Source organism: Cupriavidus sp. 05T42 (assembly GCF_056396345.1).
In genome coordinates, this window is sequence record NZ_JBFTLH010000026.1 from 23157 (window position 1) to 46199 (window position 23043).

The 23043-nt window shown below is 67.9% G+C and carries 17 protein-coding genes; 16 read left to right on the forward strand and 1 reads right to left on the reverse strand.

Annotation, left to right across the window (positions count from 1 at the left end):
- The first annotated feature begins 42 nt into the window (after positions 1 to 42).
- The 5 genes from radA (at position 43) to AC1EJR_RS24735 (ending at position 6012) form a co-directional block, all read left to right on the forward strand.
- Positions 43 to 1410, forward strand: coding sequence for a DNA repair protein RadA (gene radA / locus AC1EJR_RS24715; RefSeq protein WP_477147709.1), 1368 nt, complete (start codon positions 43 to 45; stop codon positions 1408 to 1410).
- Between the two features lie 24 nt (positions 1411 to 1434).
- Positions 1435 to 2214, forward strand: coding sequence for a GntR family transcriptional regulator (locus tag AC1EJR_RS24720; protein WP_454757139.1), 780 nt, complete (start codon positions 1435 to 1437; stop codon positions 2212 to 2214).
- A gap of 215 nt (positions 2215 to 2429) precedes the next feature.
- Positions 2430 to 3998, forward strand: a complete 1569-nt coding sequence (locus AC1EJR_RS24725; RefSeq protein ID WP_477147716.1) for a gamma-glutamyltransferase family protein — start codon at positions 2430 to 2432, stop codon at positions 3996 to 3998.
- A gap of 103 nt (positions 3999 to 4101) precedes the next feature.
- Complete coding sequence (gene oxlT / locus AC1EJR_RS24730) at positions 4102 to 5397, forward strand: oxalate/formate MFS antiporter (protein WP_441593598.1); 1296 nt, start codon at positions 4102 to 4104, stop codon at positions 5395 to 5397.
- A gap of 129 nt (positions 5398 to 5526) precedes the next feature.
- Complete coding sequence (locus AC1EJR_RS24735) at positions 5527 to 6012, forward strand: disulfide bond formation protein B (protein ID WP_477108933.1); 486 nt, start codon at positions 5527 to 5529, stop codon at positions 6010 to 6012.
- A gap of 54 nt (positions 6013 to 6066) precedes the next feature.
- Here the strand turns inward: AC1EJR_RS24735 and AC1EJR_RS24740 are convergent, their stop codons facing one another.
- A complete protein-coding gene (locus AC1EJR_RS24740; protein ID WP_477147710.1) occupies positions 6067 to 8001 on the reverse strand; it encodes an ATP-binding cassette domain-containing protein in 1935 nt (644 codons plus the stop codon).
- A 279-nt stretch (positions 8002 to 8280) separates the two neighbouring features.
- Here AC1EJR_RS24740 and AC1EJR_RS24745 point away from each other — a divergent pair, with 279 nt between their 5' ends.
- The 11 genes from AC1EJR_RS24745 to AC1EJR_RS24795 all read left to right on the forward strand — a co-directional run bounded on the left by AC1EJR_RS24745 (position 8281) and on the right by AC1EJR_RS24795 (position 23043).
- On the forward strand, positions 8281 to 9195 hold the full coding sequence (locus AC1EJR_RS24745) for a MurR/RpiR family transcriptional regulator (RefSeq protein ID WP_477147711.1): 915 nt from the start codon (positions 8281 to 8283) through the stop codon (positions 9193 to 9195).
- An 8-nt stretch (positions 9196 to 9203) separates the two neighbouring features.
- A complete protein-coding gene (locus AC1EJR_RS24750) occupies positions 9204 to 10178 on the forward strand; it encodes an isoaspartyl peptidase/L-asparaginase family protein (protein ID WP_092289336.1) in 975 nt (324 codons plus the stop codon).
- Positions 10179 to 10267: 89 nt separating this feature from the next.
- Complete coding sequence (locus AC1EJR_RS24755; protein WP_477147712.1) at positions 10268 to 12160, forward strand: dipeptide ABC transporter ATP-binding protein; 1893 nt, start codon at positions 10268 to 10270, stop codon at positions 12158 to 12160.
- A gap of 66 nt (positions 12161 to 12226) precedes the next feature.
- Positions 12227 to 13783 carry a glutathione ABC transporter substrate-binding protein GsiB gene (gsiB, locus tag AC1EJR_RS24760; protein ID WP_477147713.1) on the forward strand — a complete coding sequence of 519 codons (1557 nt, stop codon included), beginning with the start codon at positions 12227 to 12229 and terminating at the stop codon, positions 13781 to 13783.
- 193 nt (positions 13784 to 13976) lie between these two features.
- A complete protein-coding gene (gsiC, locus tag AC1EJR_RS24765; protein ID WP_092289330.1) occupies positions 13977 to 14897 on the forward strand; it encodes a glutathione ABC transporter permease GsiC in 921 nt (306 codons plus the stop codon).
- A gap of 9 nt (positions 14898 to 14906) precedes the next feature.
- On the forward strand, positions 14907 to 15812 hold the full coding sequence (gsiD, locus tag AC1EJR_RS24770) for a glutathione ABC transporter permease GsiD (RefSeq protein ID WP_092289329.1): 906 nt from the start codon (positions 14907 to 14909) through the stop codon (positions 15810 to 15812).
- Between the two features lie 7 nt (positions 15813 to 15819).
- On the forward strand, positions 15820 to 16848 hold the full coding sequence (locus AC1EJR_RS24775; RefSeq protein WP_477147714.1) for a DmpA family aminopeptidase: 1029 nt from the start codon (positions 15820 to 15822) through the stop codon (positions 16846 to 16848).
- A gap of 1 nt (position 16849) precedes the next feature.
- On the forward strand, positions 16850 to 17677 hold the full coding sequence (locus AC1EJR_RS24780) for a M55 family metallopeptidase (RefSeq protein WP_477113824.1): 828 nt from the start codon (positions 16850 to 16852) through the stop codon (positions 17675 to 17677).
- Between the two features lie 70 nt (positions 17678 to 17747).
- Positions 17748 to 18494, forward strand: coding sequence for a hypothetical protein (locus AC1EJR_RS24785; protein WP_092289323.1), 747 nt, complete (start codon positions 17748 to 17750; stop codon positions 18492 to 18494).
- 419 nt (positions 18495 to 18913) lie between these two features.
- Positions 18914 to 21304 (forward strand): two-partner secretion domain-containing protein, encoded by a 2391-nt coding sequence (locus AC1EJR_RS24790; RefSeq protein ID WP_477113825.1) that lies wholly within the window; start codon positions 18914 to 18916, stop codon positions 21302 to 21304.
- The gene (locus AC1EJR_RS24795) at positions 21289 to 23043 is read left to right on the forward strand and encodes a ShlB/FhaC/HecB family hemolysin secretion/activation protein (RefSeq protein ID WP_477113826.1); all 1755 of its coding nucleotides are present in this window, start codon (positions 21289 to 21291) and stop codon (positions 23041 to 23043) included. Before AC1EJR_RS24790 ends, AC1EJR_RS24795 begins: the two co-directional genes overlap by 16 nt.

A 23043-nucleotide genomic window follows, 5' to 3' on the forward strand; every position in this document is an offset into this window, starting at 1 on the left:
CGCCTGACCGCCGCTGACCCTCTCCCAGAACAAGGACGCCGTTTGGCCAAGACCAAGACTGTCTATTCCTGCACCGAGTGCGGCGGCACCACGCCGCGCTGGGCCGGGCAGTGCCCGCAGTGCAACGCCTGGAACACGCTCGTGGAATCCGTGGCGGATTCCGGGTCCAGCGCCGCCCGGCGCTTCCAGCCGCTGGCCAACTCGGCCGTGGTGCGCAAGCTGTCCGAGATCGACGCGGCTGACGTGCCGCGCTTCACCACCGGCATCGATGAGTTCGACCGCGTGCTCGGCGGCGGGCTGGTCTCGGGCGGCGTGGTGCTGATTGGCGGCGACCCCGGCATCGGCAAGTCCACGCTGCTGCTCCAGACGCTGGCCAACCTGGCCGGCCAGCGGCGCGTGCTCTATGTGAGCGGCGAGGAGTCCGGCGCCCAGATCGCCCTGCGTGCCCAACGGCTGGGCGTGGATGCCCCCGCACTGGGCCTGCTGCCCGAGATCCAGCTCGAGAAAATCCAGGCCACGCTGGAGGCCGAGCAGCCCGAAGTGGCCGTGATCGACTCGATCCAGACCCTGTATTCGGAGGCGCTGACCTCGGCGCCCGGCTCGGTGGCGCAGGTGCGCGAGTGCGCGGCGCAACTGACGCGCATCGCCAAAAGCACCGGCATCACCATCATCCTGGTCGGCCATGTGACCAAGGAGGGCAGCCTGGCCGGGCCGCGCGTGCTGGAGCACATCGTCGATACGGTGCTGTACTTCGAAGGGGACACCCATTCGTCGCACCGGCTGATCCGCGCCTTCAAGAACCGCTTCGGTGCGGTCAACGAACTGGGTGTTTTTGCGATGACCGAGCGCGGCCTGCGCGGCATCAGCAATCCTTCGGCGCTGTTCCTCTCGCAGCACGAGGAATCGGTGGCGGGCTCGTGCGTGCTGGTCACGCAGGAGGGCACCCGGCCGCTGCTGGTAGAGGTGCAGGCGCTGGTCGATACCGCCAACGTGCCCAATCCGCGCCGGCTGGCGGTGGGGCTGGAGCAGAACCGGCTGGCGATGCTGCTGGCCGTGCTGCACCGGCACGCGGGCATTGCCTGCTTCGATCAGGACGTGTTCCTGAACGCCGTGGGCGGAGTCAAGATCACCGAGCCGGCCGCCGATCTGGCGGTGCTGCTGTCGATCCATTCGTCGATGMGCAACAAGCCGCTGCCGCGCGGGCTGGTCGTGTTCGGCGAAGTGGGGCTGGCTGGCGAGATCCGCCCGAGCCCGCGCGGGCAGGAGCGGCTCAAGGAAGCCGCCAAGCTCGGCTTCACGATGGCGGTGATCCCGAAGGCCAACGCGCCGAAGCAGAAGATCGAGGGTATCGAGGTGATTCCCGTGGATCGCCTCGAACAAGCCATCGACCGCGTGCGGCACCTGGACTGACGGCCAAGGCCGGGGGGAACGAGCATGGCAGACGCAGCAGACACCCTCGATGGCAGCGCCAGCCTGGCCAAGGCCAAGCGCTCCCAGGCCGCCTATCAGGCGCTGCGCGACGACATCTTCGCCTTCCGCCTCCTGCCCGGCGATCGGTTCACCGAGAACGATGTGGCGGAGCGGCTGGGCATCTCCCGCACGCCCGTGCGCGAGGCGCTGCACCGCCTGCAGGGCGATGGGCTGGTGCGCGGCTACTACCGCAACGGCTGGGAAGTGGTGCCGCTGGATCTGGCCCGCTTCGAAGCGCTCTACGAGTTGCGCACCCTGCTGGAGACCCACGCGGTAACGCGGCTGTGCCGGCCCGAGGCCCCGCATCAGGCGGCCCTCGCGGCGCTGGTGCGGCAGCTTGGCGCGATCTGGCGCGTGCCCGTCGCCGGGCGGCTGGCCGATGGCAACGCCGTGGCGCAACTGGACGAGGCCTTCCACCTTGCCATCGTCGATGCGGCCGGCAATCCCGAGTCGGCGGCGGTCCACCAGCAGGTGACGGACCGCATCCGCATCATCCGCCGGCTCGACTTCGCCTTCGGCACGCGGATTTCGCTGACGTACGACGAACATTCGGCCATTCTCGACGCCCTGGAAGCCGCCGATGGCGCCCGCGCCGTGGCGCTGCTCTCCACCCATATCGAAGATGGCCGTGCCGAGGTCAGCCGGCTGACCACCGAGCGGCTCGAGCAAGCCCGCACCAGCCTTGTGCGCCCCGCGCCGGCCCAGACCCCGAACGCACCCGTCCGGCGCAGGCGCTTCGGCTGACTCCCGCCTTTCCCATTCCGCTTTCCACGTGAGCATCCACCCGCCAGCCCCGTGCTGACGCGGGCTTGAGACGTTTCTTATTAGGCGAGCGTGCCCGGGCGCACGTGGTGGCACGCCTATTGCGATCCTTCTGCACAGGAAATTTATGTATACATAAATCGCAGGAGTCGCGGAGCGTGGCATTTCATCTCAATCCGATCCGGGGTAGCCGGGGCATGGCCGTGGCGCCGCACGCGCTGGCGTCGCAGAGTGCGCTGGCCGTGCTGCGCGAGGGCGGCAACGCCGTCGAGGCGATGGTCGCCGCCGCCGCCACCATCGCCGTGGTCTATCCCCATATGAATAGCATCGGCGGCGACAGCTTCTGGCTGATCTCCCGCCCCGGCGAGGCGCCGCGCGCCCTGGACGCCTGCGGCGCAGCGGCCGGCGATGCCACCATCGCGCGCTATCGGGAGGCCGGCTTCCAGGCCATTCCCACGCGCGGCGGCATGGCGGCGAACACCGTCGCCGGCACGGTGTCCGGCTGGCAGGCGGCGCTGGCGTGGTCGCACGACGCGCTGGGCGGGCGCCTGCCGCTCTCGCGGCTGCTGGCCGATGCCATCGACTATGCCCGCGTGGGCGTGCCGGTCACGCAGAGCCAGTCGGCCTGCGTGGCCGCCAAGGCCGCAGAACTGGCCGATGTGCCGGGCTTCGCTGAGACATTTCTGATCGACGGACGCGCTCCGGCGGCGGGCACGCGCTTCCGCCATCCGCGTCTGGGCGCCACGCTGGAGCAACTGGCGCAGGCCGGGCTCGATGACTTCTATCAGGGCGATCTGGCACAGATGCTGGCCCGCGAACTCGGCAACGCGGGCAGTCCGCTGACGTTGGCCGACCTGCGCGCGCACCGCGCCACTTGGAAAGCGCCCCTGGCGCTGGCCCATTCACGCGGCACGGTCTACAACATGCCGCCGCCCACGCAGGGGCTGGTGTCGCTGCTGATCCTCGGTCAGTTGGACCGCCTGCTGGCGCCCGGCATGGACCCGCTCGGCCCGGACTTCGTCCATGCCTGCGTGGAGGCCACCAAGCAGGCGTTCCACGTGCGCGACCGGCATATCACCGATCCCGCCTATATGGAGATCGATCCACAGGACCTGCTGGCGCCGCCGTGGCTCGATGCCGCCGCCGCGCGCATCCGCCCGGACGCGRTGCTGCCGTGGGGGCAGGGCATGGGGCCGGCGGACACGGTCTGGATGGGCGTGATCGATGGTAGCGGCGTGGCGGTGAGCTTTATCCAGAGCATTTATCACGAGTTCGGCAGCGGCATCGTGCTACCGGGCACCGGCGTGAACTGGCAGAACCGGGGCTGCAGCTTTTCGCTCGATCCGACTGCGCGCAACCCGCTGATGCCGGGGCGCAAGCCATTCCACACGCTGAATCCGGCCATGGCGCGCCTGAACGACGGCCGCACGCTGGTCTACGGAAACATGGGCGGCGACGGCCAGCCGCAGTCGCAGAGCGCGGTGTTCTCGCGGATCGTCCATTTCGGCATGAACCCGCAGGCCGCCATCGACGCACCGCGCTGGCTGCTCGGCCGCACCTGGGGCCAGACCAGCGACACCCTCAAGCTCGAATCGCGCTTTCCCGATGCCACGCAGCAGGCGCTGCACCGCCTGGGTCATGCCGTGGAGGTGCTGGGGCCATACGACGAAACCATGGGCCACGCCGGCGCCATCGTGCTGCAGGCCGATGGCCTCTACCAGGGCGGCAGCGATCCGCGTAGCGATGGCGGCGTGGCGGCCTGGTAGGGCGGGGGTCGCAATTTACTGAGTTCCAACCTGCGCGAGCCCGCCATGACGAATGCGTGGCCGCGTGTCTTCCTCGAAGTTCCTGTCTCAAGGAGTGGTGCAAATGCGTACCGTTGCTGATAACGCGGCCCTCGGCGTGCCGCAGGCCATGCCGCTGGCGCGCACGCGCTGGCTGCAACTGTTGCTGGGTCTCGTCTGCATGATGGCGATTTCCAGTCCGCAGTATGTCTGGACCCTGTTTACCAAGCCGCTGGCGGCCAAGCTGGGGGTGCCGCTCTCGGAGTTGCAGGTCACCTTCTCGCTGCTGATCGTGCTGCAGACGTTCTTTTCGCCGTTCCAGGGCGCGCTGATCGAGCGCTTCGGGCCACGCCGGCTGATCGCGGCCGGCACGGTGATGGCCGGGCTGTCGTGGGTGCTGGCCGCCTCGGCCCAGAGCGTGGGCATGCTGTACCTGACCTATGGCGTGGTCGGCGGCCTGGGCACGGGCATCGTCTATATCGGCGTGGTGGGGCAGATGGTGCGCTGGTTCCCGGACCGGCGCGGGTTTGCCGTCGGCATGGTCGCGGCCGGCTACGGCATGGGCGCCATCGTCACCACCTTCCCGATTGCTTCGGCCTTGGCCGGCAAGGGGCTGGAGACCACGCTGTGGCAGTTCGGCCTGATTTTCGCGGTGATCGGCTTCCTGGCTTCGCAGGGGCTGCGCGCCCCGGCGCCGGGCGAGCGGCTGCCGGTGCGCGCGTCGTACACGCCGTCCAACGTGGTGGACGTGCCGACCCGTCAGATGCTCAAGATGCCGCTGTTCTGGCTGCTGTTCCTGATGATGACGATGATGTCCACGTCAGGGCTGATGGTCACCTCGCAGATGGCCGCCTTCGCCAAGGACTTCGGGGTGTCCAACGCGGTGGTCTTCGGCATGGCCGCGCTACCGCTGGCGCTGACCATCGACCGGCTCACCAACGGGCTGACGCGACCGATGTTCGGCTGGATTTCCGACCGCTGGGGTCGTGAAAATACGATGTGCTTCGCCTTCGCGCTGGAGGCCGTGGCGATGACGCTGTGGCTGCTCACGCGCGAGAACGCGGTGCTGTTCGTGCTGCTCTCGGGCGTGGTGTTCCTGGGCTGGGGCGAGATCTTCTCGCTGTTCCCGTCCACGCTGACCGATACCTTCGGCACCAAATTCGCCACCACCAACTACGGCTGGCTCTATATCTCGCAGGGGATCGGCTCGATTTTCGGCGGCCCGCTGGCGGCGCTGATGCATGAGCGCATGGGGAGCTGGATGCCGGTGTTCGGCGTGGCCATCACGCTGGACATCGTCACGGCGGCGCTGGCCATCGCGGTGCTCAAGCCGTGGCGCCGGCGCTATCTGGCGGGCACTTCGGCAGCCGCGGCAGCCTGACCGCGGGCGCTGCGTCAATCCGCCGCGGCGGATTGACAGCGCAATGGCGGGATATCAAGGGGCCGCTGGCAACGGCGGACGGAAAATGGGTAATAATTCGGCTCGACGCCTCTTCCGTCCCGGACCCCCATGCAAGCCAATTCCCGTGCCTACTTCCTGCTGATCGCCGTGCTCTCGTTCGCGATGCTCGGCGCCGCGCTCTACTTCCAGTTCGTGGAGGGCTACCAGCCGTGTCCGCTCTGCATCATGCAGCGCTTCGCCTTCGTCGGCATCGGCCTGTTTTCCCTGCTGGCCGCGCTGGCCCAGAACACGCGCACGCTGTGGCAGGGGCTGGGCATGCTGTCCGGCGTGGCCGGGATCGCGGTGGCGGGGTATCACGTCTCCCTGCTGCTGAACCCGAAGTCCTCATGCGGCATCGATCCGCTGGAAAACTGGGTCAACCAACTGCCCACCGCGCGCCTGCTGCCCCAGGTCTTCTTCTCGGACGGCCTGTGCACCGCGCCGCTGCCCCCCCTGTTCGGCATCTCGATCCCCGGCTGGTCACTGATCTGGCTGGTGATCCTGACGCTGACGCTGGCGGTGGGGCTGATCCGGCGGGAGAAGAATTACCGGTGAGACGCCGGTGGGATCAAATAAAAACGCCACCCGAGGGTGGCGTTTTCACATGTCTTACGCGATCTGTTCGATCTGTTCCTGCAGTTCCAGCCAGCGCTCCTCCAGCTGTTCCAGTTCGCTGGTGACTTCGCCCTGGCGCTTCAGCATTTCCATCAGCCTGGCCTTGTTGGTTTCGGCGTAGCTGGTCTCGTCGGCCATGAAGGCGTCGATGGCGGTCTTGTCGGTGTGGAGCGCGGCCATGCGCTTTTCGACTTTTTCGAGTTCCTTGGTCAGCGGCTTGCGCAGGACGGAGAGACGCTGGCGCTCGTCGGCGTCGGCGCGGCGCTGGTCCTTGCGGTTGACGTTGGCGCCGGCGTCCGCCGCGGCTTCGGAGGCGTGCGCGGCCGTGGCGGCGTTGCGCTTGGCGGCGGCTTGCTGGAGCAGCCAGTCACGGTAGTCGTCCAGGTCGCCATCGAATGGACGGATGGTGCCGTCCGCCACCAGCATGAACTGGTCCGAGGTGGCGCGCAGCAGGTGCCGGTCGTGGGAGACCAGGATCAGGGTGCCTTCGAACTGGGCCAGCGCCATGGTCAGGGCCTCGCGGGTGTCGAGGTCCAGGTGGTTGGTCGGCTCGTCCAGCAGCAGGAAGTTGGGCTTCTGCCAGACGATCAGCGACAGCGCCAGCCGGGCCTTTTCGCCACCCGAGAACGGTTCGATCGGCGCGGTCGCCATGTCGCCCCGGAAGTTGAAGCTGCCCAGGAAGTCGCGCAGCTCCTGCTCGCGCACGTCCGGCGCCAGCCGCGCCAGATGCTGGAGCGGGGAATCGTGGTCGCGCAGGGTTTCGAGCTGATGCTGGGCGAAATAGCCGATCACCAGCCCCTTGCCCAGCCGCAGCGTGCCGTTCATCGGCGCCTGCGTGCCGGCCAGCGTCTTGACCAGCGTGGACTTGCCTTGACCGTTGGCGCCAAGCAGGCCGATGCGCTGGCCGTTCTGGATCGACATCGCCAGGTTGTGCAGGATGGTCACGGGCGGCTCGGCCTCGGCGTACCCGCAATCCACCCCCTCGAGCACCATCATCGGGTTCGGCGCCGAATCGGGCTCGCGGAACTCGAAGGCAAAGCCGGCCGCCACGTGCACCGGCGCCAGCCGCTCCATCTTCTCGAGCGCCTTGACGCGGCTCTGCGCCTGGCGCGCTTTGGTCGCCTTAGCCTTGAAGCGGTTGATGAACGATTCCAGATGCGCGATTTCTTTCTGCTGGCGCGCGTAGGCTGACGACTGCAGCGCCATCTGCTGGAGCCGCAGGGTCTCGAACTGGGTGTAATTGCCGCCATAACGGCGCAACTGCTGGTTCTCGATATGGACCGTGACGTTGCAGATCGCGTCGAGGAACTCGCGATCGTGGGAAATCATCACCAGCGTGCCCGGGTAGCGCGCCAGCCAGTCCTCCAGCCAGACGATGGCGTCCAGATCCAGGTGGTTGGTCGGTTCGTCGAGCAGCAGCAGGTCGGACGGGCACATCAGCGCCTGGGCCAGGTTCAGGCGCATGCGCCAGCCGCCCGAGAACGACGCCACGGGCTGCGTCACCTGCGGCAACGTGAAGCCCAGGCCCAGCAGCAGCGCTTCGGCGCGGGCCGGCGCGGTGTAGCCGTCGGCATCGGCGAAGGCGGCGTGGGCCTCGCCCTCGGCGCTGCCGTCGCCGCTGGCCTGGGCGGCGGCGATGCGCGCTTCGATCTCGCGCAGCCGGGTGTCGCCATCGATCACATAGTCCACGGCGGAGCGGTCAACCGCCGGGGTTTCCTGCGCCACGTGCGCGATACGCCACTGCGCGGGCACGAAGACATCGCCGCCATCCGGGTGCAGCTCGCCCCGCAGCATGCCGAACAGCGTGKACTTGCCGCTGCCGTTGGCGCCGACAAGGCCKACGCGCTCGGCTGGGTTGAGCGTCACGCTGGTGTGGTCGAACAGCACCTTGGTGCCGCGCTGGAGGACTAGCTGGTCGATTCGGATCACGAGGACTGGGAGATAAGGCGAAGAACACGCCAGGAGGCGGGCAGGCCGGCATTGTAGCGCGCCCGGTGGCCGGTCTTGCGGGCGCCAGCCGGCCCCGGGCCCCATGTCCGCATCCATGTATTCAGGGATTTCCCCTAATTCGTCACTTCCAGGTTCTCCTGGTACGGGGTTTGCGTGTAAATTTATTTACATAGACCGCCGCACCGGGAAAGTGCCTTTTCATCAAAGGACTTTCCGGGATGGTGCGCGCGGCGCCCTGAACCGGTTCTTTCCCCAGACATGCCCGAAGGCCAGTCGATTTCCGAACGCATCGCCCGCAGCCTGCCCACGCTGACGCCCGCGCACCAGCGCATGGCGCAGTACGTGCTGGACAACCTGTTCCGCGCGGCGACCATGCGCATCGACGAATTCGCGACGGCCGTGGATGTGTCCGTGGCCACGGCCAACCGCTTTGCCCGGGCGCTCGGCTTCGAAGGCTATCCGCAGTTCCGCGCCGAACTCGTGCGCGGCTTCGAGGCCACGCTGGCCCCGGTGGAGCGCCTGCGCGACGAACTGGCCCGCCCGACGACGGTGGCCGAGGTCTTCGCCGCCGCGCTGGACGACGGCGCGCGCAACCTCGAAGCCACGCGCCGCGCGCTCGATGCCGAGGCCTGCGAGCGGGCCGTCGATGCCATCCTCGCCGCCGAGCGCGTCTATGTGATGGGCTTCGGGGCGAGCGGCTTCCTGGCCGGCCTGCTCCAGCACGGGCTGGAGATGCACTGCCGCATGGTGACGTCGGTGTCGACGGTGGGCGGCGCGTCGCACGCGGCGCGGCAACTGTTCAAGCTCCAGCCGCAAGACCTGGTCATCGCCATCGCCTTTCCCCGATATGTGACGGACAGCATGGTGCTGGCCAAGCGCGTGAAGGCCCATCGCGGCAGGCTGCTGGCGCTGACGGATGGCCCGACCTCGCCGCTGGCACCGCTGGCCGATATCGCGCTGTATGCCAACGCCGGCAATCGTCTTTCCGCGAATTCCGATGCCACGGTGCTCGCGCTGATCGAAGCGCTGTGCGGTGCCGTGGCCTATCGCTCGGCGCGCTCCGTCAAGGCGGCGGCCGAGATGACCGAATTCCTGCTCCCCTGGCTCTACGACGCACCCGGTGCGGGCCAGCGCGAGCGGGGCACCTMGAAATCTTCCGAATCTACTGAGTGAAAGCTGTCATGACCCAGGCTGTCATTGCCATCCACGGCGGCGCCGGCACGATTACCCGTGCCGCCATGGATGCCAACCGTGAACGCGAATACATCGCTGCGCTGGAGCAGGTGCTGCTGGCCGGCCAACGCGTGCTGGCCGAGGGCGGCAGCGCGCTCGACGCCGTGACCGAAGCGGTGCGCCTGCTTGAGGACTGCCCGCTGTTCAACGCCGGCAAGGGCGCCGTGCTGACCCACGCCGGCACGTTCGAGCTGGACGCCGCCGTGATGGACGGCGCCACGCGCAACGCTGGCGCCGTGGCCTGCGTGACGCGCGTGCGCAACCCGGTGCTGGCCGCGCGGGCCGTGCTGGAGCACAGCGAGCACGTGCTGTTCGCCGCCGACGGCGCCGAGGCGTTTGCCGAGGCGCAGGGGCTCGAACTCGTCTCCCCCGACTATTACTTCACGCAGGCCCGCCACGACCAGTGGCAGCGCGCGCAGGCGAGCACCGGCATGGCCTTGCTCGACCACGACGCGGCGGCGCTGGCAGCGAAGGCGGCGCAAGCTGGCACCGATCCGATCGATCCGGACAAGAAGTTCGGCACGGTGGGCGCGGTGGCTTGCGACGCCCAGGGCAACCTGGCTGCCGCCACCTCTACCGGCGGCGTGACCAACAAGCAGGTGGGCCGCGTGGGCGATACGCCCGTGTTCGGCGCCGGCTGCTATGCCGATGACGTGGCGGCCGTGTCCGCCACCGGCACCGGCGAGATGTTCATCCGCACCGTGGCCGCGCACGATGTGTCCGCGCAGATGCGCTACGCCGGGCTGTCGCTGGAAGAATCGGCGCGCCGCGTGGTGATGGAGAAGCTGGTCGCCATTCAGGGCCGGGGCGGCCTGATTGCCGTGGATCGGCAGGGCAACGTCACGCTGCCGTTCAACACCGAGGGCATGTACCGCGGCGTGGCGCGCGTGGGCGAGCCTGTCAGCGTGCTGATCTACGGTTGATCGTCGTCAGCCCGCAGCCCCGCAAATTCGAAGTCTTTCGTAGCAAATCGCAGTAGAACGCAGCAATCGCAGCACATCGGACAAGTCGCATGGCCAACACCTCTACGCATCGAAACCTCGTACTTCCCCCTGAACGCGTCGTCGCGGTGGACAACCTGTCCGTCCGCTTCGCCACCTCGGAGCGGACCGTCGAGGCCGTGCGCAACCTCTCTTTCCACGTCGATCGCGGCGAGACGCTGGCCGTGGTGGGCGAGTCCGGCTCGGGCAAGTCGGTCACGTCGCTGGCGCTGATGCGGCTGGTGGAGCATGGCGGCGGCAAGATCGCCAACGGCAGCATGCTGCTGCGCCGGCGCGGCGGCGAGGTGCTGGACCTGGCTCGCGCGCCCGATGCCGCCCTGCGTTCCGTGCGCGGCTCGGACGTGGCGATGATCTTCCAGGAGCCGATGACCTCGCTGAACCCGGTATTCCCGGTGGGCGAGCAGATCGCCGAATCGATCCGGCTGCATCAGGGCAAGAACAAGGCTGCCGCGCGCGCCGAGGCGCTGCGCATGCTCGAACTCGTACGCATTCCCGAGGCGCGCCGCGTGCTGGACCGCTATCCGCACCAGCTCTCCGGCGGCATGCGCCAGCGCGTGATGATTGCCATGGCGCTGTCGTGCAAGCCGGCGCTGCTGATTGCCGATGAGCCGACCACGGCGCTGGACGTGACCATCCAGGCCGAAATCCTGCAACTGATCCGCAACCTCCAGTCCGAGATGGACATGGGCGTGGTCTTCATCACCCACGACATGGGCGTGGTGGCCGAAGTGGCCGACCGCGTGCTGGTGATGTATCGGGGCGAGAAGGTCGAGGAGGGCACCTCCGACGAGGTCTTCCACGCGCCGGCTCACCCGTACACGCGCGCGCTGCTCTCCGCCGTGCCGAAGCTCGGGGCGATGTCCGGCAAGGATCTGCCGGCCAAGTTCCCGCTGGTGCAGGTGAACGACGTGGCCGCGCCCGAGGCCGAGGTGCCGCAGGACACCGTCCACGCCGGCGCCGAGCCGATCCTGCGCGTGCGCGATCTGGTCACCCGCTTCGACGTCCCGGGCGGCCTGTTCGGCCGGGTCACGCGCCGCGTGCATGCGGTGGAGCAGGTCAGCTTCGACCTGTACCCGGGCGAGACGCTGGCGCTGGTGGGCGAATCGGGCTGCGGCAAGTCCACCACGGGCCGCTCGCTGCTGCGTCTGGTGGATGCCCAGAGCGGCACGATCGAGTTCGCCGGCCAGAACATCAGCCAGATGCAGGGCCCGGCGCTGCAGGCGCTGCGCCGCAATATCCAGTTCATCTTCCAGGACCCGTTCGCCTCGCTCGATCCGCGCGTGCCGGTGGGTTACTCGATCATGGAGCCGCTGCTGGTGCACAAGGTGGCCAGCGGCCGCGAAGCCGAAGCCCGCGTGGCGTGGCTGCTCGAAAAGGTGGGCCTGACGCCCGCCCACGCCTCGCGCTATCCGCACGAGTTCTCGGGCGGCCAACGCCAGCGCATCTGTATTGCACGGGCGCTGGCGCTGAACCCCAAGGTGGTGGTGGCCGACGAATMGGTGTCCGCCCTCGATGTGTCGATTCAGGCACAAATCGTGAACCTGATGCTCGACCTCCAGCGCGAGCTGGGCGTCGCTTTCCTGTTCATCTCCCACGATATGGCCGTGGTGGAGCGCGTGAGCCATCGCGTGGCCGTGATGTATCTGGGCCAGATCGTCGAGATCGGCCCGCGCCGCGCGATTTTCGAGAATCCGCAGCACCCGTATACGAAGAAGCTGATGTCGGCGGTGCCGATTGCCGATCCGGCGCGCCGCCATGTGAAGCGCGAGCCGCTTTCTGATGAAATCCCCAGCCCGATCCGTGCAGTGGGCGACGAGCCGGTGGTGCAGCCACTGGTGGCGGTGGCCGGCAGCGGCGCGCACGGGCACTTCGTGGCCCGGCACCCGGTTGGCGGCGCGTATTGAGCTTTTATCAAGTCTTGAGTCTAGTCATCACGCAGTACTGATTTTTTCCAACAGGAGAAGAGAAATATGTCTACCCGTATGGTTTCGCCGCGCCTGATCGCCGGCGCCGTGGCGATGAGCGCGATTGGCATGCTGGGCGCCAGCCCGGCGTTCGCGGCCAAGGACGCCGTGATGGCCGTGTACTCGACGTTCACCACGCTCGATCCGTACGATGCCAACGACACGCTGTCGCAGGCAGCCGTGAAGTCGTTCTACCAGGGCCTGTTCGGCTTCGACAAGGACCTGAAGCTGGTCAACGTGCTGGCTGACAGCTACGACGTGACCAAGGACGGCCTGGTCTACACGATCAAGCTCAAGAAGGGCATCAAGTTCCACGACGGCACCACCTTCGACGCCACCGCCGTCAAGGCCAACCTGGACCGCGTGACCGATCCGGCCAACAAGCTCAAGCGCTACACGCTGTTCAACCGCGTGGCCAAGACCGAGGTGGTGGACCCGGCCACGGTCAAGATCACGCTGAAGGAGCAGTTCTCGCCGTTCATCAACGTGCTGGCCCACCCGTCGGCCGTGATGATCAGCCCGACCKCGCTGAAGAAGTACGGCAAGGAAATCGCCTTCCACCCGGTGGGCACCGGTCCGTTCGAGTTCGTCGAATGGAAGCAGACCGACTACCTGAAGGGCAAGAAGTTTGCCGGCTACTGGAAGACGGGCTACCCAAAGATCGACACCATCACCTGGAAGCCGGTGGTGGACAACAACACCCGCTCGGCCGTGATGCAGACGGGCGAGGCGGACTTCGCGTTCAGCATTCCGTTCGAGCAGGCCGCCGTGCTGAAGGCCAGCCCGAAGGTGGACCTGATCGACGGTCCGTCGATCATCCAGCGCTATGTGTCGTTCAACACCCAGGTCAAGCCGTTCAATGACCCGAAGGTGCGCCAGGCCATCAACTACGCCATCAACAAGGAAGCGCTGGCCAAGGTGGCCTTCGCCGGCTACGCCGTGCCGGCCCAGGGCGTGGTGCCGCCGGGCGTGGACTTCGCCGAGAAGCTGGGCCCGTGGCCGTATGACCCGGCCAAGGCGCGCGAGCTGCTGAAGGAAGCCGGCTACCCGAACGGCTTCGAGACCACGCTGTGGTCGGCCTACAACCACACCACGGCGCAGAAGGTGATCCAGTTCGTGCAGCAGCAGCTGCAACAGGTGGGCATCAAGGCGCAGGTGCAGGCCCTGGAAGCCGGCCAGCGCGTGGAGCGCGTGGAGTCGGTGCAGAAGCCTGAGGACGCCGGCGTGCGCCTGTACTACGTGGGCTGGTCGTCGTCGACGGGCGAGTCGGACTGGGCGCTGCGCCCGCTGCTGGCCTCGGAATCGATGCCGCCGAAGCTGCTGAACACGGCGTACTACAAGAACGACCAGGTCGATGCGGACATCGCCGGCGCGCTGCGCACGACGGACCGCGCCGAGAAGGCCAGGCTGTACAAGGACGCCCAGGAACGGATCTGGAAGGATGCCCCGTGGGCGTTCCTGATCACGGAGAAGGTGCTGTTCGCGCGTTCCAAGCGCCTGAGCGGCGCCTACGTGATGCCTGACGGCTCGTTCAACTTCGACGAGATCGACATCAAGCAGTAAGCGTTTTGCGCCCCTCTCCCGCTTGCGGGGGAGGGGCGCAAATATAAAGACGGCGCCACCAAGCGCCGCCGAAGTGGTAGCTGTAGTCGCGGTAAGTCGTCCTTACAGTCGTACGCAGTAAGCCGTGTTGGCCGCCCGCCCGAGATGCGGGGGCATGGGCGGGTGGCCCGCGGTCTCAATTCCTGGTAGCCAGATGCTGAATTACTTCCTCAAACGATTCCTGGGCGTGATCCCGACACTGCTGCTCGTGGCAGTGCTGGTGTTCCTGTTCGTCCACATGCTGCCCGGTGACCCGGCGCGGCTGGCCGCCGGCCCTGAAGCCGACATGGCCACCGTCGAACTGGTGCGCAAGGACCTGGGACTGGATCGCCCGATGCCCGAGCAGTTCGTGCGCTTCTTCACCAACGCGCTGCAGGGGGAATTCGGCACCTCGCTGCGCACCAAGCGCCCGGTCTCCGAGGAGATTGGCGAGCGCTTCCTGCCCACGCTGTACCTGACGCTCTCGTCGATGGTCTGGGCAGTCATCTTCGGCATGGCCATCGGCATTGGCTCGGCCGTGTGGCGCAACAAATGGCCGGACCGGCTCGGCATGACGCTGGCGGTGTCGGGCATCTCGTTCCCGGCCTTCGCGCTCGGCATGCTGCTGATGGAGGTCTTCTCGGTGCAACTGGGCTGGCTGCCGTCGATTGGCGCCGATAGCTGGAAGCACTACATCCTGCCCTCGCTGACGCTGGGCGCCGCCGTGGCCGCCGTGATGGCGCGCTTCACGCGGGCCTCGTTCATCGAGGTGCTGCAGGAAGATTTCGTGCGTACCGCCCGGGCCAAGGGCGTGCGCGAGACCGTGGTGGTCATCAAGCACACGCTGCGCAACGCGATGATCCCGGTCGTGACGATGATGGGCCTGCAGTTCGGCTTCCTGCTGGGCGGCTCCATCCTGGTCGAGAAGGTGTTCAACTGGCCCGGCCTGGGCCGCCTGCTGGTGGACGCCGTGGAAATGCGCGACTACCCGGTCATCCAGGCCGAGGTKCTGCTGTTCTCGCTCGAATTCATCCTGATCAACCTGGTGGTGGACATGCTCTACACCGTGATCAATCCCACCATCCGCTACAAGTAAGAGGCCGGCATGACTGAGCTTTCCACGCCCGCCGCGGCAGCATCCCCCAGTACCGCCCCGGAGGCCGTCCGCACGCCCTGGACCGAGTTCTGGCGCAAGTTCCGCAAGCAGCACCTGGCCCTGGTGGCCGGCGCCTTCGTGCTGATGCTGGTGGTGATTGCGGTGCTGGCGCCGTACATCGTCCCCTACGACCCCGAGAACTTCTTCGACTACGACGCGCTGAACGCCGGGCCGTCCGCCGCCCACTGGATGGGGGTGGACTCGCTCGGCCGCGACATCTTCAGCCGCATCCTGGCCGGCACGCGCATCTCGCTGGCGGCCGGCTTCTTCTCGGTCATCATCGGCGCCATCATCGGCACCGTGCTGGGGCTGATGGCGGGCTACTACGAGGGCTGGTGGGACCGCATCGTGACGCGCCTGTCGGACGTGCTGTTCGCGTTCCCGGGCATCCTGCTTGCGATCGGCATCGTGGCCATCCTCGGCAATGGCATGACCAACGTGATCTTCGCCGTGGCCGTGTTCAGCGTGCCGGCGTTCGCGCGGCTGGTGCGCGGCAACACGCTGATGCTCAAGGGGCTGACCTATGTGGAGGCGGCCAGGAGTATCGGGGCGTCCGACTGGACCATCCTGATGCGGCACATCCTGCCGGGTACGGTGTCGTCCATCGTGGTGTATTTCTCGATGCGGATCGGCACGTCGATTATCACGGCCGCCGGGCTGTCGTTCCTGGGCCTCGGCGCCCAGCCGCCCACCCCGGAATGGGGCGCGATGCTCAACGAGGCGCGCGCCGACATGGTCACCGCGCCGCACGTGGCCATCTTCCCGAGCCTGGCCATCTTCCTGACCGTGCTGGCGTTCAACCTGCTCGGCGACGGGCTGCGCGACGCCCTCGATCCGAAGATCGACCGCCGGTGATGCCCGCATGACCGCCAACGCGCCCCCCGTGGTCGGCAACCTGCCGGCCGGCTCCCGCAACGCGATCACCGATGTGCCGGGCGTGAGCGTCGGCCATCGCACGCTGGCGGACGGCGCCTGCCAGACCGGCGTGACCGTGATCCGCCCGCACGCCGGCAACGTCTACACCCACAAGGTGCCGGCGGCGGCTGTGGTGCTCAATGGCTTCGGCAAGAGCATCGGGCTGGTGCAGGTGGAGGAACTGGGCGTGCTGGAGACGCCCATCGCGCTGACCAACACGTTCAGCGTGGGGACCGTGGCGCAGGCGCAGATCCGCGCGGCGATTGCGGAGAACCCCGAGATCGGGCGCGGCTGGCCCACGGTCAATCCGCTGGTTTTCGAATGCAATGACGGCTACCTGAACGATATCCAGGCGATGGCGGTGCAGGAAGCCGACTACGCCGGGGCACTGGCGACTGCCGGGGCCGAGGTGGAGGAGGGCGCCGTGGGCGCCGGGCGCGGGATGTCGTCGTTMGGGGTGAAGGGTGGCATCGGCACGGCGTCACGTCTGGCGGGTGGGTATACCGTCGGCGCGATGGTGCTGTCGAACTTCGGCACGGCCGAGTCGCTGATCTATGCGGGCCAGGCCGTGGGTTCCAGGCTGGCCGAGCGTCTGGCTGCCAAGACCGAGACGGAGAAGGGCTCGATCATCATGGTCGTGGCCACCGATGCGCCGCTCGACGCCCGGCAACTGCGGCGCCTGGCGCTGCGCGCCGGCACCGGCCTCGCGCGTACCGGGTCGGTCTTCGGCCATGGCTCCGGCGACATCGCGCTGGCCTTTTCCACGGCCTACACCGTGCCCCATCTGGCCGATGTGCCGATGCCTGCCGTGCCGATGGTCCACGAATCGCGGCTCGACCCGCTGTTCCGGGCCGCCGCCGACAGCGTGGAGCAGGCCATCGTCCACGCCCTCTGGCATGCCGAGCCAGTGACCGGCCGCGACGGCCACCACCGCGCGGCGCTGCGCGAGCTGCTGCCGGATCTCTCCGAGACCTGATATGAAGATTCTGATTTCCGCCGATATCGAAGGCGTGGCGGGCGTATTCCACACCGAGCAGACGCGCGCCGGCAATGGCGAGTACGAGCGCGCCCGCGCCTGGATGACGGCCGAGGCGAACGCGGCGGTGCAGGGCGCCTTCGCGGGCGGCGCCACCGAGGTGCTGGTCAACGACTCGCACGGCGGCTTCCGCAACCTGCTGCCGGACCAGATCGACCCGCGTGCGCAACTGGTGCTCGGCAAGCCGCGCTACCTGAGCATGATGGCCGGCGTGGAGCACGACTGCGACGGCGTGTTCATGATCGGCTATCACAGCCGCGCACAGGGCCGGGGCGTGCTGGCGCACACCATCAACAGCAGCGCCTTCGCACGGGTCTGGTTCAACGGGCTGGAGCTGGGCGAGGCGGGCATCTATGCCGCACTGGCCGGCGAGTTCGACGTGCCCGTGCTGCTGGCCAGCGGCGACGACGTGTTCATCGCCGAAACCCAGCCGCTGATGCCCTGGGTGCGCTACGTGCAGACCAAGACGGCGGGCGGGCAGGGCAGCGGCACCACGCTGTCACCGACGACTGCGCGCGATGCCATCGCCCACGCGGCGGAGGCCGTGACGCGCAATGCCATCGCCCATCCCGAGGCCCGCTGCCTGGAACTGGCCGGCCCGGTCAACTGCCGGCTGCAAACCATGTCCTCCGCCTACGCCGACCTGTTCTGCCAGTGGCCGACCTTCGAGCGCGTGGACGGCGTGACGCTGGCCTTCACGGCGCCCACCGTGCAGGCCGCCGTGCGCATGCTGAACTGCTGCTCGGCCATGGCCTTCATGCTGAAGTAACGATAAATGGTGGCGGCGGGGCGGGCGGTGCGACAATAGCGCCCGTTCCCCGGATTTACCCCTCGTCACCATGAAGCAGGCCCCGCCCGGCGGCTGGATTCCCGTTCGCAAGGATTTCGTCGATCCCGCCAACACCCGCTGCCACGCGCGCGGCGCCAAGGGCGGCCGCCACCACGGCTTTCCCGAGGGCCACGCCTATATCCTGCGCGGGCCGGATGGCCACGAATACCCCTTCGGCGCCGACTGTGCCCGCGCCGCGCTGCCCGAGCCGGCCTGGCTTGAACAGGTGCCCGACTACACCGAGCGCGACGCCGTGCCGCGCCTCCCCGATTTCACCGACATCCCGCCCCCGCGCCGCAGCCGCAAGGCCACCGCCGCCGAGCAGGAACTCGCCCGCCGCAACGCCGCCACGCGCTACGTGGTGCTACGCATGGAGAAGGTGGCCGCCGTGCCGCGCGTACAGCCCACGGTGCGCTTCCCGGCGCTGGAAGACCTCTACCAGCAGATCGCCCAGGGCGGGGCGCTCTCCAACGCGCAAGTGACGCGCGTGCTGGCCATCGAACGCAGCGCCGCCACGCCAGCCAAGCTCCGCATGCTGAACCTGCTCGACGTCTACACGGCCCACGTGAAGCTGGAACGCCTGATCGCCGCCTCGAACAACCTCGACAACATCCGCTTCCTGCGCAGCCTCCACGACTGGCTGGCGCGCCACCTCGTGCTATCCACGGCGCAGCTGGACGCGGCAGGGGTCGTTATGCATCCCCATGCGTTCCGGTCGGCCTGGCCGAGTGGGGGTGGGGAGGGGGAGTTGTTCTAGGGGGGGCAGGCGCGGCTCTGCAAATCCCACGATTGAGGGGGGTACCTCCCTCGTCGGTGGGGGAGGGGCGGCGTGGGCGCTCGGACGTCTTTCGACAAGGTGCAATCCCCCGCATCGACAGATAACGGCACGCCGCACATCATCCTTAACCTCATGTCGTGATGTAACTGGCGTCAGGCGTGAGATGTGGGGTGTTCACGCATTGCTGTGCGCGGTGCGGCTTGAATTTAATCCTGCTTACTTCTCCCTTAAAAATTACGAAATCGCCTCAAATTGCAACGTTGCACTCCGCCCACGACGCGGGTGCTTTTAGCCGATCGGCTATTTGAGGCAGATCCCGCCTTTGTTATCTTCCGGCCCCGATAGCCGCTGCGTTCGTCACATGCGCAGCACAGGATAAGAAAGAAGGGAGCAGGTMGTTGTATCGAGTACGGGGGAATTTTGCCTGGCTGCCGCGTGGGGTGGCCGGATGTGTCACGGGTCTGAGCCAGTTCGCACTGGCCGCGCACTGCCTTGCCGCCGGCGTTGTGCCGGACGGCGGCACTGCCACCACGGCCGTCACGGGCGCCAATGGCCGCATCACGGTCGGCGTGGCCGGCGCCGTGGGCGGCGTTTCCGCCAATACCTACCGCGAATTCAACGTGCCGCGTGCCGGGGTCGATCTCGACAACGCGGCGGCGCGCGCACGCACCATCCTCAACCAGGTCACCGGCACCAATCCGTCCCTGCTCGAGGGCCAGCTCAGCGTGCTGGGCCTCCGCGCGAACGTCGTGATCGCCAATCCCAACGGCATCAGCGTCAACGGCATGGTGGTGCGGAACATGGGCAACCTGGCGCTGACCACGGGGCAGGTCACGTTCAACGATTTCACGGTCAACGGACAGTTGCAGCGCAACCTCGTGCTGAATACGCGTCAGGGCGCCATCGACATTGGCCCCGGCGGGCTGTCCGGCACGCTGCTGAACCTGGAGCTGATCGCCAAGCAATTGCGCATCGCCGGCAAGGTCGAGAACCTGTATGCGGATGCCAACGCGCGCGTCCGCGCAGTGGTGGGTGACAGCCATGCCGAGATCGACGCCAGCGTTTCCCCAACCGACAACCTGTCCCCCTGGATTGCCTACAGCGCGCCGTCCGCCACCCCGGCGAATGGCATTGCGCTCGATATCACGGCCGCAGGCAGCCTGATGGCTGGCCGGATCGAACTGATGGTGACGGACCAGGGCGCCGGCGTGCGGCATGCTGGCGCGGCCTATGCGACCGCCGGCGATTTCGTTGTGTCGGGGAGCGGCGACCTGCGGCTCGCATCGGGCCGTATCGAGGCCAATCGCGACGTGGTGGTAGCCAGCGGTGGCTTGCGGGGCACGGGAACGGTGGAGGCGGGGCGGCATGTGTCGGTGGCTTCAGACCGGGTGGAGTTGGCCAATGCCGCGATCCGGGCCGGCTCCAAGGGAGCCGGGGACATCGTGATCGGCGCCAGCGGCCAGGTCCATACCGAAGCGGTACGGCTGGCCGATACGACGCTCGATGCCAGCGGCGGCATCGGCCTTTTTGACGCGGGCACGGCCATGCAATTGACCGGCACGCGCGCCTCGGCAGGCGGGCACCTGATCGTCGGCGCCCATGACGTGGCACTCGATGGAACGGTGCTGACGTCCGTGGGCGGCGCCGCCAACATCGACGCCGCCGGGCGTTTTGCCCTGCGTGACAGCGACATCCTGGCCGCCACCGACATCAGGCTGCACGCCGGATCGATCGAACTCGAGTCGGCAGCACGTCAGTCCACCGTCGTCGCCCGCAGCGGTGGCGTGCTCGTGCAGGCCGATGGCGACATGGTCAACCTGGGCGCGCTGGTGCAGGGCCAGACGCGCATTCAGGATACGGCGGCGTCCCTCGGCGCGGTCACGGTGCAAACCGGAGGCTCGCTCCGCAACGAATCGACGCCCGATTCCCTCGCCATCCTCTTCGGCGTCAACGACGACGTCGTGGTGCGCGCCGGCGGCGACGTCATCAACCGCCACGCGCGGATGCTGTCCAACGCCCGGCTCGAAGTGACCGCCGCTGGCGACCTCGTCAACGCCATCACCAAGTCCGATGGCGCCAACGCCGAACAGCCCGTTATCGGCGCCTCCTCCGGGCGGCGCTGGCTGGTGCTGTCGAAGCGCAGCAATACCTTCGATATCGACTACGGGACGGTAGACCGCCCGGACCAGACCGCCTACCTGCTTTCCGAGACCGGCACCACGCTGAGTGGGCGCAATGTGATCAATACCGGGGGCAACATCTACGCCAACAACGGATCGATCGTTATCAAGGCGGCCGACACGTTCCGGACAGAAGGCGTCACCAGCGGCGCCGCGCACCTCTCGCGCACGTGCATGATCGTGTGCCGGACTTCGGCGTCCTCGACGACGACTGTCAGCGGCGGGCTGCTGTCCGCCGGCGGCGATATCGACATCACGGCGGGCCGCGTGGCCGAGAACATCGGCGGGCGCGTGCTGGCGGTGGGCGACCTCACGGTCAACGCGCCGCTCACCTATGCCACTGGTGTTACCGGCTACACGGCGATCGCCCGGGACCGCGGTTTCAAGGTGTTCTTCGGTGACACCTGGGCGCGGCTCTATGCCATGGACGTGGGCGGAAGCTGGATGGCCACGAGCCGCACGCGCCTGAGCGGCGACGCCGTGATCGATGGCGGTAGCCTGGACGGTGACGTGACGGTGGCCGGGAACACCACGGTGGTGCGGCCCCGTCAGCAGGACCCGGTCAGCATCGAAAGCCATGTGGGGCTGACGTCATGGGCATGGCGATGAGCACCCGGCACGCAGTGGCATGGGCGGCAGCCTGGACGGCCGCCACGGCGGCMTGGGCGCAGGCGCTGCCGCCGGGCCCCATCGTTCCGGAAGACCCCGCCCAGCGTTTGCTGCGGGAGCAGCGCCAGCGCGACCTCGAGCGCGAGGCGACGCAGCCGCCGGCCCGCATCGACAGTGGCGTCGTGGTGGCGCCCGACGCGCGCGTCGAGGACGTGGCGGAGACTTCGGCCACCTTCGACATCGCACGGATCGATGTGGTGGGCAACACGGTGCTGGCCGATGCCGAAGTCGCGGCCATTACCGCACCTTTCGTCGGCCGGGCGCTTGGCACGAACCGGATCAACCTGCTCCTGCGCCGCTTCACGGAGGCGTTCGTGGCCCGTGGCTACATCACCACGCGCGCCTACCTTGGCGAGCAGAACCTCGCCAGCGGGGTGCTGGTGGTGACCGTCGTGACGGGGAAGGTGGAAGCCCTCCAGCTCAATGGCCGCACGCTCCGGCCTGGCAGCGCGCCACTGTTCGATACGGTGGGTGGCGGCTGGGTGACGGATGCCGGCACGGCCTGGCAGTTTCCGGCGCCAGACGACACCCTGCGCCTGCCCGACCTGGAACAGGGCGTCGACCAGATCAACCGCCTGCGCCGCAATCGCGCGGAAATGCAGATCCTGCCGGGCCAGACCCCGGGCGGGTCGGTCGTGGCGCTGACGAATCCGCCCGGCGACCGCTTCCGGTTCAACGCCGGCGTGGATAACTACGGCAGCCGCAGCACAGGCATCGCCCGCACGCGGCTCGGCATGGATGCGGACAACGCGCTGGGGCTGCAGGAATCGTTCTCGGCCAGCTATGTCGGCACGACCGACACCAATGCCGCCGTGGCCTCGGCGGCGCTGCCATTCGGCTACAACACGTTCAGCTACACGGCATCGCTGTCGGAGTACCAGAACACCATCGGTGATACGGCGTTGCTCTACGGCCGCAGCATCGGTCATACCTTCGGCTGGAACCGCGTGATCACGCGCGGTCAGACCGGCCGGCAGGCGCTCGACTTGACCCTGACGTGGCGCAAGAGCGAGCGCGAAATCAACAACCTGCAACTCGATCCGCAGCGGCTGACCGTGCTGCGCGCCGGCTGGAACGGCCTGTGGCGCTTTGCCGCCAATGGCATGCAGGGCTACGTGACAGCCGACGCCGGGTACTCGCGCGGCCTGACCTCACTGCACGCCACGCGCGATCCGTCCGATATCCGCCAAGACGAGGCGCACGCCCAGTTCAACAAGCTCGATGCCAGCACTACGCTGCAACTGCCGCTCCCGCCGGTGGGCGGCGGGGCGGTGCTCGCGTGGCGCGCCCAACTCTCGGGCCAATGGACCAACGTCGCGCTATTCGGCTCCGAGCAGATCTACGCCGGGGGCATGAGCACCGTGCGCGGCTTCCGGGAAGGCGTGATTGCCGGGGATCGCGGCGCCTATCTGCGCAACGAACTGGCCTGGGCCAATGCGCCCGTCGTGGCCGGCATCCGCATCGAACCCTATCTCTTTCTCGACGGCGGCGAGGCCCAGTACGTGGCCACCCGCCAATGGCAAGCGGTGGCTGGCGCCGGGGCAGGCGTTCGCCTGTCGGCCCAATGGGCCGGCCAGACCCTGAGCGGGGAACTGCTGGCTGGCGCGCCACTGGCCCAGCCCGCGAACCTCGGCCCCAAGCGGACCGTCCTGCTGGCCACGCTGAACTGGATCTACTAG

Bases quoted from the DNA above. Each gene is read 5' to 3' on its own strand.
- gsiD (WP_092289329.1), top strand. From the start codon at position 14,907: ATGACTGAGCTTTCCACGCCCGCCGCGGCAGCATCCCCCAGTACCGCC.
- AC1EJR_RS24720 (WP_454757139.1), top strand. From the start codon at position 1,435: ATGGCAGACGCAGCAGACACCCTCGATGGCAGCGCCAGCCTGGCCAAG.
- AC1EJR_RS24780 (WP_477113824.1), top strand. From the start codon at position 16,850: ATGAAGATTCTGATTTCCGCCGATATCGAAGGCGTGGCGGGCGTATTC.
- oxlT (WP_441593598.1), top strand. From the start codon at position 4,102: ATGCGTACCGTTGCTGATAACGCGGCCCTCGGCGTGCCGCAGGCCATG.
- AC1EJR_RS24750 (WP_092289336.1), top strand. From the start codon at position 9,204: ATGACCCAGGCTGTCATTGCCATCCACGGCGGCGCCGGCACGATTACC.
- AC1EJR_RS24735 (WP_477108933.1), top strand. From the start codon at position 5,527: ATGCAAGCCAATTCCCGTGCCTACTTCCTGCTGATCGCCGTGCTCTCG.
- AC1EJR_RS24785 (WP_092289323.1), top strand. From the start codon at position 17,748: ATGAAGCAGGCCCCGCCCGGCGGCTGGATTCCCGTTCGCAAGGATTTC.